12 protein-coding genes are annotated in these 13,258 nt (G+C 41.4%); 8 read left to right on the top strand and 4 right to left on the bottom strand.

Features of this window, described 5'->3' with window-relative positions:
• The first annotated feature begins 527 nt into the window (after positions 1–527).
• On the top strand, positions 528–1,595 hold the full coding sequence (locus tag B5X60_RS13500) for a branched-chain amino acid aminotransferase (protein ID WP_079703279.1): 1,068 nt from the start codon (positions 528–530) through the stop codon (positions 1,593–1,595).
• A gap of 45 nt (positions 1,596–1,640) precedes the next feature.
• Here the strand turns inward: B5X60_RS13500 and B5X60_RS13495 are convergent, their stop codons facing one another.
• Positions 1,641–3,437, bottom strand: a complete 1,797-nt coding sequence (locus B5X60_RS13495; RefSeq protein WP_079703201.1) for an AsmA family protein — start codon at positions 3,435–3,437, stop codon at positions 1,641–1,643.
• Positions 3,438–3,618: 181 nt separating this feature from the next.
• Here B5X60_RS13495 and miaB point away from each other — a divergent pair, with 181 nt between their 5' ends.
• The 7 genes from miaB to groL all read left to right on the top strand — a co-directional run bounded on the left by miaB (position 3,619) and on the right by groL (position 10,998).
• A complete protein-coding gene (gene miaB / locus B5X60_RS13490; protein ID WP_170878453.1) occupies positions 3,619–5,115 on the top strand; it encodes a tRNA (N6-isopentenyl adenosine(37)-C2)-methylthiotransferase MiaB in 1,497 nt (498 codons plus the stop codon).
• Between the two features lie 46 nt (positions 5,116–5,161).
• On the top strand, positions 5,162–6,391 hold the full coding sequence (locus tag B5X60_RS13485; RefSeq protein ID WP_079703200.1) for a sigma-54 interaction domain-containing protein: 1,230 nt from the start codon (positions 5,162–5,164) through the stop codon (positions 6,389–6,391).
• On the top strand, positions 6,381–6,923 hold the full coding sequence (locus B5X60_RS13480) for an LptE family protein (protein WP_317043757.1): 543 nt from the start codon (positions 6,381–6,383) through the stop codon (positions 6,921–6,923). The genes B5X60_RS13485 and B5X60_RS13480 overlap by 11 nt, the downstream gene beginning before the upstream one ends.
• 33 nt (positions 6,924–6,956) lie before the next feature.
• Positions 6,957–8,351 (top strand): hypothetical protein, encoded by a 1,395-nt coding sequence (locus B5X60_RS13475; protein WP_079703198.1) that lies wholly within the window; start codon positions 6,957–6,959, stop codon positions 8,349–8,351.
• 5 nt (positions 8,352–8,356) lie between these two features.
• On the top strand, positions 8,357–8,710 hold the full coding sequence (gene secG, locus B5X60_RS13470; RefSeq protein ID WP_079703197.1) for a preprotein translocase subunit SecG: 354 nt from the start codon (positions 8,357–8,359) through the stop codon (positions 8,708–8,710).
• Between the two features lie 215 nt (positions 8,711–8,925).
• Positions 8,926–9,219 (top strand): co-chaperone GroES, encoded by a 294-nt coding sequence (locus B5X60_RS13465; protein ID WP_079703196.1) that lies wholly within the window; start codon positions 8,926–8,928, stop codon positions 9,217–9,219.
• Between the two features lie 138 nt (positions 9,220–9,357).
• A complete protein-coding gene (gene groL / locus B5X60_RS13460; protein WP_079703195.1) occupies positions 9,358–10,998 on the top strand; it encodes a chaperonin GroEL in 1,641 nt (546 codons plus the stop codon).
• A gap of 179 nt (positions 10,999–11,177) precedes the next feature.
• Here groL and B5X60_RS13455 read toward each other — a convergent pair whose 3' ends face one another.
• Genes B5X60_RS13455 through B5X60_RS13445 form a run of 3 tightly spaced genes read right to left on the bottom strand, consistent with a single transcriptional unit; the run spans position 11,178 to position 13,204 of the window.
• On the bottom strand, positions 11,178–11,870 hold the full coding sequence (locus B5X60_RS13455) for an SGNH/GDSL hydrolase family protein (protein WP_170878452.1): 693 nt from the start codon (positions 11,868–11,870) through the stop codon (positions 11,178–11,180).
• 1 nt (position 11,871) lies between these two features.
• Positions 11,872–12,570: a lipoyl(octanoyl) transferase LipB gene (gene lipB / locus B5X60_RS13450; protein WP_079703193.1), complete on the bottom strand. Its 699-nt coding sequence runs from the start codon at positions 12,568–12,570 to the stop codon at positions 11,872–11,874.
• Complete coding sequence (locus tag B5X60_RS13445) at positions 12,563–13,204, bottom strand: 4'-phosphopantetheinyl transferase family protein (RefSeq protein WP_079703192.1); 642 nt, start codon at positions 13,202–13,204, stop codon at positions 12,563–12,565. Before B5X60_RS13445 ends, lipB begins: the two co-directional genes overlap by 8 nt.
• Positions 13,205–13,258 lie beyond the last annotated feature (54 nt).

Here is a 13,258-nt window from a genome sequence, read left to right as displayed (position 1 = left end):
ATATGATATCTATCTTATAAAATCTGAACTCCGTCTAAGGGAAGATGGTAGCTTGCTACACCACCTTTATTTCATTCGCGCTTTTGCGGACACTTCCTTACAGCCAGTCTGTATAAAAGTTGCTTATCAGTCAACGGTCCGTACCACAATCACTGTCGGATCGGCAGGTAGAACTTGCCTTCGGAAACATATTTGCTTGGAAGAGCCGGATTTACAGCCATGCCCATTTTCTCCTGATAAACCGTCCCGCAGAAATTACCTTTAACATAAGTTGAAGTCACTGCATTTTGTTCGGCAATGGTCCAACATTGGTCGGACTTACATGGTTAGGTTCTGAACAATATCTGAATGAAATCCAATCAACTTTTGTTTGAGATAAAGCCTATTACCTCACCTGATCTATTTTTCTTCACCCTTGGTTTACGTTCAGTTTATTTTCGCAATCAGTCAGGCATCAAAACCAGGCCTTCCCCGCACCACATTTATTTTTTTTTCGTAAATTGCCCCTCCCAATCATAATTACCATGTTGACCGATACCCTAAACATCGCTGTTACTAAAACAGAAGAGTCCCGTCTGGCAACGACGGATTTTGACAATTTGCCCTTTGGCAGAACATTTTCTGACCATATGTTTATCGCTGATTACGAAGGCGGTGAATGGAAAAACTTTCAAATTGTTCCTTACGGGGAAATTGGATTAAGTCCGGCTATATCTGCACTTCATTACGGACAAGCTTTTTTCGAGGGAATTAAAGCCTATAAGCATGCTGATGGACGAATTGCCATTTTTCGTCCTGAGAAAAATGCAGAACGTTCAAATGCATCTGCAGAGCGTTTGTGCATGCCTCAGATTCCCGTTGAAATGTATTTACAAGCCCTGTCAGCTATTGTGGAAATCGACAAAGACTGGGTGCCCTCGAAAGAAGGACATAGCCTGTATATAAGGCCTTTCATGTTTGCTACTGACCCTTATTTGGGTGTAACTCCTTCTGAGACTTATAAGTTCATCATACTTACAGGACCAGTTGGACCATATTTTTCAAAAAATCTCAAGGTGAAAATTGAAACCAGCTTTTCACGGGCTAGTGATGGCGGGTTTGGCTTTGCGAAGGCTGCCGGCAATTACGGCGGATCCATGCTTCCTGCAAGAAGAGCAACTGAAGAAGGTTTTGATCAGCTGATATGGACTGATTCAAGAGAGCATGCCTACATTGAGGAGCTTGGCGCAGCTAATATTATGTTTATGATTGATGGAAAAGTAATTACTCCATCAACGCGCGATACTATTTTAAAGGGAGTTACACGTGATACCGTACTTACTCTTGCTAAAAGCTGGGGTATTGAGGTTGAGGAACGAAGAGTTTCTGTGGCCGAAATCTTAAGTGCAATCAAAGAAGGAAGAATTACTGATGCATTCGGAGCTGGTACTGCCGCAACCATTGCTCACATAGCGGAAATTGGTCACGAAGGCGAAGTATACACCTTACCCGATCCGGCAAAACGTGAATTTTCCAATCGTGTATTACAAACGCTGAATGCTATTCGTTATGGACGCGCAGCGGATGAATTTAACTGGAACTACTTCGTAGGATAATTCACACCTAAATAAAAAAGCTGTCCAGATGCTGGGCAGCTTTTTTTACTGGTTCTTCACCCTACGGTTATACCTTCTCTTTACTTTCCTTTTTTCCCTTTCATCTCTTCGTTCTTCTCTTCGGAAACGCTCAATTTCCATTCGCTGCAGGCGGGATTTTATTTCACGCTGTGTTTCCGAATCCAGTCCGATACTTCCCAATAGTGCCGAAGACATCCCTTTCCAAATCATATTAAAGAACGATGAATGTGCTGGTCTTGCGTAATTGAAACTGACCTTTCTTACCGGACGGCCTGGTGATGGATTGTCACTTTCAATGATTAGCACGTTTGCGAATATTGATGCAATTCCCCGGCGCTTTAACCAGGTAGTTTTTTCGCTTCTTTCGAGAAGGGCAATTTTGAGATGGTTGTAATAGCAGGTCAGCAAGCCCCTTACTCCTTTGGTGCTCCCTGAACCATTAAATTCCATACGCTGTAATGAGCCCGATTTGATCTCAATTAACGATAGCGGTCGTATAGCCGCGTTGAACATATCAGCATCCATTCTGCCAACATCTCCTTTAAAATTGAAAGCAGCTATAGGTGATGCAAGGTCAAATTGCATATTTACATTGAACCTGCCCCTGTCCATCAGCAGCGCTGTAAGCTTCGCATCGGCTTTTGTGTTTTTGGCGAGACTTGCTGAATCGTTTGTTACATTAAGGATGTGCCCGTTTATTTTACTGAAGATCACCGTGCCTTTCCTTCTTGAATCAGGATTATATTCAGAATAATTGACGCGAGAATCAAGCAGGTGAACTGTATCAACTTTTGAATCCAATTCAAAACGCTGCAGAGAGAAGGTCGGAAAGTTCATTCCTCTATCGCGCAATGAATCAGGCATCGACCGGTTTAGAAAGATGGAAAGGTCTGCCTTCTTCAAAGTCAAATTAGTTGCTAATAGCCTCCTATTTAAGTTTAACATGCCGTAGTCAATATTATTGAGTTGGGCTTCTTCAATGCTGGCACTGTATCTGTCTTTTTGAACTTTGAAATGATTTGCAAACTCCATTTCACCATACCGCGGCACTAGTTTGAGCCCTTTAATACGTGCATACCCTTTCGCTGTAGAAGCAGTAAATTGCTGGATCTGAATGGTATAATTACTGTCGGCAGTTACACTTTTATAGGAATTTAGCTCGGCATAAATATCACGTGTATGATACAGGCGTGATTTGTCGAACTGCGACAAAGAATCTATCAGTAGATCACTAACTCTTATCGTAAGTCCCTTAAGATTTGTTGTTCTTGCTGGGGAAGTACTTCGGTCGACATACTGGAAGTCGGCGTCCTGAAAAGTTATGTCCTGTACCTTAAGGGACCTCAGATATGGTGAAAGCCGCTGCCAAACAGTTCTTACATCAGGTGCAGTAGTTTCTTTATTCCGTTTTGCGTTTGTAAATATGACCTGCAATTTGGGCTTGTCGATAACTACGGAACCCATCTCAAGCATACCATCAAAATAAATTTTCCATGGATGTACCCGCTTAAGCGTAAGCTCACTGACCTGAACGGAATACAAATGCCTTGGAGCAAGACTATCCGTTCCCATTTTAGTGAATACAGATGTATCGGGTGTGAACACTATATTCTTGACACTGATCCGTCCACTGATAATATTAGTCCGGATATTTTCAAAACTGATGCTATAAAGCCCGTTTGTTGAAGTCTGAATAGCCGTCTTGATTTTTCCAGTCAAAATAGGTTTCCAGCGGTAATTGAGATACACAGCAAAGACTGTCAGCAACGCGGCTATAAGCCCCAGAAGATAGACCACCCAACGCCACTTTCTGCCCCACATACTTTTATGCACCATAGAAAATCTCAAACTAACATTTAAACCAGTTTTATAGAACGATATGTTCTGGTACTATTTGTTAGCCCAATTTAACAAAGTTTATCAGCTTATTTAAAAAACCACCACTGCCAAACTGTCATTAGACAGAAAATTTCGTATTTTTGTGGCCTAATAATTTTAATAGATGTTTGACAGGCCAGTTGAAGTGATAGATGCTTTACACCCGACTCTTCACGATGAATCCAGACAGGGTGAAGCATTGGTGATTGAAAGAACGGCTAAATATAAGGGCCGTAAGCTCTACATCGAGAGCTATGGCTGTGCTATGAATTTTGCTGACAGTGAGATTGTTGCATCTATTATGCTTGACATGGGCTTCGAAACAACTTCTCAGTATAAAGAAGCAGATGTAATTTTTATAAATACTTGCTCTATTCGTGACAATGCGGAACAGCGGGTGAGAAACCGGTTAAGAGAGTTCAGCGCAGCAAAGCGCAAAAGTCCGGGAATGACCATTGGTGTTCTGGGCTGTATGGCGGAACGTTTGAAATCCAAATTCCTGGAGGAAGAGAAACTGGTTGATATTGTTATCGGCCCCGACTCTTACCGCGATCTTCCCAATTTGATTAACCAGTCTGACGAAGGAAACAGAGCAGTAAACGTCCTTTTATCACGTGAAGAAACGTACGCGGATATCAGCCCTGTAAGATTAAACAGCAACGGTATTTCAGCATTTGTGTCAATCATGCGTGGTTGCGACAACATGTGCTCTTTCTGTGTGGTTCCATTTACCAGGGGACGGGAAAGAAGCCGTGATCCGTTCTCTATTGTCGAGGAAGCCCGGGAATTGTTTAATAATGGCTACAAAGAAGTAACACTCCTTGGTCAAAATGTGGATTCGTACAAATGGAGTCCGGTAAATAAGGAATTAGAACTAGAGAATGGCACCAATTCAGTAGGCAAACCTATAAATGGCAAGTCACAACAGTTAACAAACTTTGCTCAGCTTCTGGAAATGGTTGCCCTGATTGATCCGGAGCTGAGAGTACGTTTTTCAACATCTCACCCTAAGGATATTACCGACGAGGTGTTGCATACAATGGTTAAGTACGACAATATCTGCAATCATATTCACCTTCCTGTACAATCTGGCAATTCACGTGTGCTGGACATGATGAACCGCACCTATACCCGTGAATGGTACCTGGAACGGGTCAATACGATCCGGAGGATTATTCCAGATTGCGCGATTTCCACAGACGTGATCATCGGCTTTTGTACGGAAACAGAAGATGAGCATCAGGACACACTCAGCATGATGGATTATGTACAATTTGATTTTGCATACATGTACACATACTCTGAACGGCCGGGAACTCTTGCAGCAAAAAGATTCGAAGACGACATTCCGCAGGAGGTAAAGACCAGGCGCTTCAACGAAGTATTAGCAAAACAACAGGAAGGGTCACATAAAAGGCTGCTCAATCATCTTGGTAAAACCTACCGGGTACTAATCGATGGTTTGTCAAAGAAATCAGATCTTGATTTCTCAGGAAAGACTGAGTACAATATCACGGTAATTTTCCCGGTAACCGGGGATCATAAACCAGGCGATTATGTGAACGTCTTAATTGACAGATGTACCCCTGCCACCCTTTTGGGCAATATAGTTACGATTTAAGATTACGAATTAACCAACCTGTATTAGTGTTGGATATTTTTAAAATATGGACGTTCAGGACATAAAGAACCGATTTGGAATAATAGGAAATTCTCCTCTGCTAAACAGGGCAATTGATATTGCACGCCAGGTTGCTCCAACAGATATATCTGTTTTGATAACGGGCGAGAGTGGAAGTGGTAAGGAGGTTTTTTCACATATCATTCATTCATTAAGTGCCAGAAAACACGGGCCATTCATCGCAGTGAACTGTGGTGCGATCCCCGAAGGAACAATAGATTCTGAGCTTTTCGGTCACGAAAAAGGCTCATTTACCGGTGCTTCCGATGCACGCAAAGGATATTTTGAAGTTGTAGACGGAGGAACGATATTTCTGGATGAAGTTGCAGAATTGCCGCTTGGAACTCAGGCCAGATTATTACGGGTCCTGGAAACAGGCGAATATATCCGTGTAGGTTCGTCAAAGGTTCAGAAAACCAACGTAAGGGTAATTGCAGCAACAAACAAAGATGTATTTGATGCGGTGATGGCTGGAAAATTCAGAGAGGATTTATACTACCGTCTGAATACTGTACCCCTGAAAGTGCCGGCACTTCGCGAAAGGAAAGAGGATATCAATCTTTTATTCAGAAAGTTTATTGCAGATTTTACTGATAAATACAGGAGTCCTTCTGTACAGCTTGACCAGACAGCTCAGCAGATGTTAATGGATTATAGCTGGCCGGGAAACGTTCGCCAGTTGAAAAACATTGCTGAACAAATCGCCGTACTGGAGAAGGAAAGAAACCTTTCCGCTCAAAATCTGCTGAACTATATTCCCAACGAAGCTGGAAGTACCCTGCCCATGCGAATCCGTAATCAGGATAAAGATGATTTTTCTGAGCGTGACATCTTATACAAGGTTCTGTTTGATATGAAAAAAGACATGACAGATCTTAAAAAGCTTGTTCATGATATCATACAGAATGGTGGAAATGCCTCGGAATTTGAAAACCAGCAAGCTATCAATCAATTATATCGTGATATTGAGCTTCCGGCAAATAACAATATTGCACCTGATCCGCACAAGTTGATAATTCATCAGCCAAATGATAAATCTTATGAGATAACTCACGAAGCCGAAGAGGTGGAAGAATCGCTTTCACTTATTGATAAAGAATCGGACCTGATTAAAAAAGCTCTGAAAAAACATAAGGGAAAGCGGAAATTGGCGGCTCGTGAGCTTGGGATCTCAGAACGTACGCTGTATCGCAAAATCAAAGAACTTGAACTCTAAAGAACATTTAACTATGTATCAGCGTGCTAAGTCGGGTATTGCCTGCATTCTCATTTCTGCGATTTTTCTATTTCAATCGTGTGGCGCTTACACATTTTCCGGGGCATCAATCCCCGAGGAAATGAAAACGGTTTCAGTACAATTTTTTGAAAACAATGCGATGCTTGTTGTTCCCTATTTGAGCTCCCAATTTACAGAGGCACTAAAGGAAAGAATAAGAAATCAATCGCGTTTGAGTATAGAGCGTGGTGAAGCCCATGCGAATTTCGAGGGAAGAATTACGGATTATACTGTACGCCCTGTAGCTATTCAAGGTAATGAGAGAGCTGGTCTTACGAGGATTACAGTAACAGTTAATGTTAAATATACTAATGCATTAAAACCTGAGCTGAGTTTTGAGGAGCCGTTTAGTGCCAGCCAGGAATTTAGCTTGAATCAGGGCCCACTCGAAGCACAGCAGCAGAAGCTAATTACGGTAATTAACAGACAACTGTCTGAACTTATCTTTAACAGGGCCTTCGCCAATTGGTAAAAAATTTTTAGCTTTCAAAAATTGGACAGCATAGTGGAACAGAAAACTTCTCAGGAGCTCAAAAAATTATTTTCGGATTTCATTTATAATCCCGCCGCCATTAATGCTGATGACTCAGGAGATCTTGCTCATCTGCTTGAGAAATACCCTTATTCCCATCTCCTGCGAGCTTTTTATACACGATCACTTGAATCCGATCCGGCAAAATTTCAAACCGAATTAGCCAAAGCAGCATTGTATTCAACAGACCGAACAGTCTTAAAAAGAATTATCGAGGACCCTTTATCGTTCAAAAGCAGCGCTTTAGAATCGAAATCGATTGGGGCAGAAAAAGGCGAATTTGTTGATGAGAAGAATCGGGATGAGGCTTCTGGTACTTATGACTCTGACGAACCACATACAGAACAGGACATTGAAAAATTAGAAGAACCTTTATCAGCTTCTGACTCGATGCACACATCACATCAGCAGGATGATGTTTCAGAGACTGACTCTGAGGATTTATCTGTTTCAACAGATAAGCTGGAAGCTGAAGACATTACCAGGGAACCTGAAATAGAAGAGTTCGAAGAAACTGAAATTGGAAGCATTCTGGCAGATCAAAACGAAAGTGAGGAAGTAGAAGTCCAGGAACCGGTTGGGGAGCAGGATGAGGTAGGAAATCCGATTGAAGATGGAAATGATCTTGCCGGAAATTTAGTCGATAGTCTAGTTAATGATTCCGAAAACAATTTGCCGTCTTCATCCGAACAGGATGAACTTGATCTTCTTATAAAACAAAGTGCAGCATCGGCAGATTTTCTAAAAGATGAGCATCAGTTAGACGATCTGGCAGATAGGACTGAAGAGGTTTTTATACCCGAATTGGACATCGCTGAAAAAATCTCGCATAATGCTGTGATTGAAGATCACCAGGATATATCCAGGTATGATGACGATAAAATGCCTTATTCCTTTTTGTGGTGGCTAAGTAAAACACGAAAAGAGCATACGGATAATTATCAGCCCTACGTGAGCTTCCAATTGGATACAAGTCAAAGCATCAAAAGAACTAACGTCGATCAGCTAAGCAGTCAAATAATAGAGAATATCTTTCATTTGCAATCGCCTGTTGATGATATGGAAAATAGTCCGAAGACGGTTCCCTTCCAGGTAAAACGCAAGGAAGACTTTATACTTGAGAAATTTATTCGGGAAGAACCTCAGATCAAACCACCTAATTCTGAAAAACTCGATAATGAGAACAAGGCACGTAAGAGTGCCGAGGATCCGAATGATCTCGTTTCAGAAACACTGGCACAGATCTATACGGATCAAATGTTATTTCACAAGGCTATTGATACTTACAAAAAATTAAGTTTGAAATTCCCGGAAAAAAGCACGTACTTTGCCGACCAAATTCGTGAATTAGAAAAGAAAGTAAATTAAATAATATGTTGTATACAATAGTTATTCTGGCAATCATAGTGTGCGTATTGCTGGTATTAATCGTCCTGATCCAAAATCCAAAAGGAGGAGGCCTGTCTTCTGGCTTCGCCGGTTCTAATAATATTATGGGCGTACAACGTACAGGTGATTTCCTCGAAAAAGGAACCTGGGTATTGGCAGTAAGCCTTATGGTACTGGCGCTAATGATCAATGTTGTTATTGACAAGGGCGGAGCAGATACTCAAGATGGAAGAGAAATTCAGGACATGATAAACAAGCCAGTTAGCACTCCAGCACCGGCGAGCATGCCGCTTCCAACTGCACCTGCACCAACGCCGGCTGATACAACAAAAAAATAACCATACAATACTCTAGAAGGCCCCCATTTGGAGGCCTTTTTTTGTTTGGCGGAAAGCTGACAGAAAACTGACAGCATGACACCGAATCTGGTTTACAAAATAGATCGGCCTGTATAAAAATGAAATTTTGACAAGAAATTGTTGACTTCCTGATTTGGCATAATTAGTGACGCCTAAGACACGTAAAATTCAATCAATTAAATACATAAGTACATATGGCATTAAATATTAAACCTAGCGCAGACCGGGTAGTTATAGAAGCTGCTCCTGCTGAAGAAAAAACAGCTTCAGGACTTTACATTCCTGATACAGCCAAAGAAAAACCACAAAAAGGAACAGTTGTAGCTGTGGGACCTGGCAAATATGCTGAGCAAACTGGAAATCTAATTCCTATGCCCTATAAAGTAGGAGACGTAGTATTGTATGGTAAATACGCTGGTACTGAGATCACCCATGAAGGAAAAGAATACCTTATCATGCGTGAAGCTGATATTTTTGCAACACTATAATGAAGTCTGAAGTCGGAGGTCTGAAGTCCGACTTCAGACTTCCGACTTCAGACCTTAGATTAAAAATAAACTTAAACACCCCGGAGTGACATATTAAGACGAAATTTAATAGTTAACCCGAACATAAATTCATTAAAAATGTCAAAACAAGTTAAATACAATGTTGAAGCACGTGATGCTCTGAAAAGAGGCGTGGATATTCTGGCAAATGCTGTAAAGGTAACTTTGGGACCAAAAGGCCGGAATGTAATTATTGATAAAAAATTCGGTTCACCTTCAATTACTAAAGACGGTGTTACTGTTGCTAAAGAAATTGAATTAAAAGACGCCCTTGAAAATATGGGTGCTCAAATGGTTAAGGAAGTTGCCTCTAAAACTGCAGATATCGCAGGTGATGGAACAACTACTGCAACCGTATTAGCTCAGGCTATCGTTACTGCTGGTATAAAGAACGTTGCCGCTGGTGCAAATCCAATGGATCTTAAACGTGGTATCGACAAAGCTGTTACTGCGGTTGTCGAAAATCTGAAAAGCCAGTCACAATCAGTTGGCGAAGACAATAACAAGATCAAACAAGTAGCTTCTATTTCTGCGAATAATGATGAAGTTATTGGAACTCTTATCGCTGATGCTATGGCAAAGGTTGGTAAAGACGGCGTAATCACTGTTGAAGAAGCAAAAGGTACTGAAACTGAAATGAAAACAGTTGAAGGTATGCAGTTTGACCGTGGTTATTTATCGCCATATTTTGTTACCAATGCTGACAAAATGGAGGTTGAGTTAGAAAATCCTTATATCCTTATTTACGATAAGAAGATTTCTTCTATGAAAGAACTTCTTCCTGTATTGGAAAAACAAGTTCAGACAGGCAAACCACTTTTAATCATTGCTGAAGATCTTGATGGTGAAGCATTGGCTACCCTGGTAGTAAACAAAATCCGTGGTTCCCTGAAAGTTGCAGCAGTTAAAGCTCCAGGTTTTGGCGATCGTCGTAAAGCTATGCTTGAAGATATCGCGATCTTAACTGGTGGTACTGTTATCTCTGAAGAAAGAGGATATAAATTAGAGAATGCTGACCTTACTTATTTAGGAACTGCTGAAAAAGTTGTAGTTGATAAAGACAACACAATTGTAATCAACGGTGCTGGTAAGTCTGAGGACATCAAAGCTCGTGTAAATCAGATCAAAGCGCAGGTAGAAACTACGACATCTGATTACGATAAAGAAAAATTACAGGAGCGTTTAGCGAAACTTTCAGGTGGCGTTGCAGTATTATACGTTGGTGCAGCTACAGAAGTTGAGATGAAAGAAAAGAAAGACCGTGTTGATGATGCATTGCACGCTACACGCGCTGCAGTAGAAGAAGGAATTGTCGCTGGTGGAGGTGTTGCTTTCATTCGTGCAGTTGAAGCTTTAGCTGAACTCAAAGGTGCTAATGAAGATGAGAACACTGGTATACAGATCATCCGCAGAGCTATCGAGGAGCCATTACGTCAGATCTGTGAAAACGCAGGTATTGAAGGTTCTATCGTAGTTCAAAAAGTTAAAGAAGGTAAAGCAGATTTTGGGTACAATGCACGTACTGATGTTTATGAAAACTTAATCGGTGCAGGTGTTATTGATCCTACTAAAGTAGGTCGTGTAGCTCTTGAAAATGCTGCTTCTATAGCTGCAATGCTTTTAACTACAGAAGTTGTACTTGCCGATGAGCCTGAAGAAAATGCAGGTGGCGGTCATATGCCTCCAATGGGTGGCGGCGGTATGGGTGGTATGATGTAATCTCATCAAACACTCTGATATTAAAAAGGTCCTTTCGTAAATGAAAGGACCTTTTTTTATTTAGCTTTGACTGCAAAATTTTCCTACCTCCTACCTCCTACCTCCTACCTCATTCCTCCTACCTCATACCTCATACCTCATACCTCATACCTCATACCTCATACCAAACACCTCCCACCTCAATTCAATTCCTTTTTTACAAGCGGATACAACTTATCTGCCCATTCCTTATACATCTTATACGAAGGATGCAGTCCGTCAATTGAAGTGTAACTATCGTCGGTATCAGCAATTCGTGAAGCAGCAGTAATGTCGATATAATTGACGCTTGCGTTTTTTGACTCTTCCCGGTTAACATCGTTATAAACGTCGACTGAAGCTGACTCGAGCTTTGTATCTTTCAGTTTCCCAAACGGAGTTACGCTCCAGTCGGGAATTGAAATAACATAAACCGTTGCTCTTCCTCCTCTGGAATGCGAAATGGCTGAATTTAAAATTTCCACAAAATGAGTCCGGTATTCCGTAAGTGATCGTTTGACATATTGGTTATTTACACCAATAAGCACCGTAACAAAGTCGTACTTGTCGTCCATCGGCTCTTCTTTGAGAGCTGCTAAAAGATTAACGGTTGTCCAGCCTGTGCGGGCGATTACATGTGGTGTTTCCATTTTCACCCCGGACGCCCTTAACTTAGCAGCAAGCTGGAAAGGAAAAGACTCGCTTTGAATGACACCTTCTCCGGAAGTGTAGGAATCTCCCAAGGCCAGAAATGTTTTGGTTTCCGGATGGCCGTCGCCAGAACCTCCATTTACCAGGTTCTTTTTACAAGCAGATACAGAAAATACCAGAAATAGGCCAATAATAAACTTCATATTAAACTTCCATTCCGAATAAAGTGATAATATTCTTAAGAAGGATTTGTTTAACCTCATCGAAGTCGACTTCCCTTCCCAACTCCCTTTTCATTGAAGTTACGTCTTTATCGTCAATACCACATGGAATAATATTTTTAAAATAGTCGAGATCCGTGTTAACGTTAAACGCAAAGCCGTGCATCGTCACCCATCTGCTGCACCTTACACCCAGAGCACAAATCTTTCTGGCTTTGTCATTGTCAGGATCGAGCCAAACACCTGTATACCCTGGATAACGACCACCTTGGATTCCATATTCAGCTAAGGTATCTATTACCGCTTGTTCCAGAGTCCTCAGGTAAAGGTGAATATCTGTAAAGAAGTTGTCCAGATCAAGGATCGGATAGCCCACAATCTGACCCGGCCCATGATAAGTAATGTCTCCGCCCCGGTTAATTTTATAAAATGTCGCCCTCTTATCTTTCAGTTCATTTTCGTCAAGAAGCAGGTTCTCTGGCTTTCCACTCTTACCAAGGGTATAAACGTGGGGATGTTCGACAACAATAAGATGATTAGGAACCGGTCGATCCACATTGTTGTTCCGGTTGGCCACTTTAGCATCCACTGTCGATGAAAAGATCATCTCCTGCCTTTCCCAGGCCGCCTGGTAATCGAGCAGTCCCCAATCCTGTATTATTACCTTTTTGTTCTTATTCATTGTCAGCCACGTAACCTATCATATAACCCTCAAACTTATCATAATGCACCGTGTATGTATTGATCTGTTTTTCGGTTTCGAGGCTTGTTTGAAATGAACCAGCACCCTCATAGCTGAACGGACTAATCCGTATATGGTCCAGAAAGCTAATATTTTTCTTACCATGTAATTTATAAATCGCCTCTTTTGCACACCAGCAAACGTAAAGATGTTCGATCCTATCCTGATCGATAAATGAAAGTTCTTCGCGGTTCATAAATTTATGGGCGATCCTCTCAATCTTATCCTTTATGAGCTCAATGTCGATACCTACTGCCTTGTGTTTACTGATCATAACAGCGGCATAATCATAGGAGTGGCTTAGGGAAATATGATGCGGGAAATTTGTCAGATATGGTTTACCACTTGAATCGACCTGGCAATCGATGTATTCATCTGTGTTCATCATCGTGCGGAGAAGCACCCTGGTACTCAGCCAGTGCAGGTTTCTCTTACCACTAATAAGAGTCTCAAGGTAAGAGAATTCGTGCTCTTTTAGCTGCAGCTGAGCAAGCAGTTCGTCTGCACTTTCTTCTATCTTCCATATAGCGAAAGACGTTGAAAGGTCTAATTCCTTATGATAAACAAGTGCCATTTTAAAAAATAAAATACCTGCAAAACTATCTCAAATAAATCATAATTTAGGCCA

Source organism: Daejeonella lutea, from assembly GCF_900168015.1.
GTDB classification, from domain to species: Bacteria; Bacteroidota; Bacteroidia; order Sphingobacteriales; family Sphingobacteriaceae; genus Daejeonella; species Daejeonella lutea.
The sequence above is the reverse complement of the archived record's forward strand: the minus strand, read 5'-3'. Positions and strand labels throughout refer to the sequence as shown.

Bases quoted from the DNA above. Each gene is read 5' to 3' on its own strand.
- secG (WP_079703197.1), top strand. From the start codon at position 8,357: ATGTTGTATACAATAGTTATTCTGGCAATCATAGTGTGCGTATTGCTG.
- B5X60_RS13455 (WP_170878452.1), bottom strand. From the start codon at position 11,870: ATGAAGTTTATTATTGGCCTATTTCTGGTATTTTCTGTATCTGCTTGT.
- groL (WP_079703195.1), top strand. From the start codon at position 9,358: ATGTCAAAACAAGTTAAATACAATGTTGAAGCACGTGATGCTCTGAAA.
- lipB (WP_079703193.1), bottom strand. From the start codon at position 12,570: ATGAATAAGAACAAAAAGGTAATAATACAGGATTGGGGACTGCTCGAT.
- B5X60_RS13445 (WP_079703192.1), bottom strand. From the start codon at position 13,204: ATGGCACTTGTTTATCATAAGGAATTAGACCTTTCAACGTCTTTCGCT.
- B5X60_RS13485 (WP_079703200.1), top strand. From the start codon at position 5,162: ATGGACGTTCAGGACATAAAGAACCGATTTGGAATAATAGGAAATTCT.
- B5X60_RS13465 (WP_079703196.1), top strand. From the start codon at position 8,926: ATGGCATTAAATATTAAACCTAGCGCAGACCGGGTAGTTATAGAAGCT.
- B5X60_RS13495 (WP_079703201.1), bottom strand. From the start codon at position 3,437: ATGTGGGGCAGAAAGTGGCGTTGGGTGGTCTATCTTCTGGGGCTTATA.
- miaB (WP_170878453.1), top strand. From the start codon at position 3,619: ATGTTTGACAGGCCAGTTGAAGTGATAGATGCTTTACACCCGACTCTT.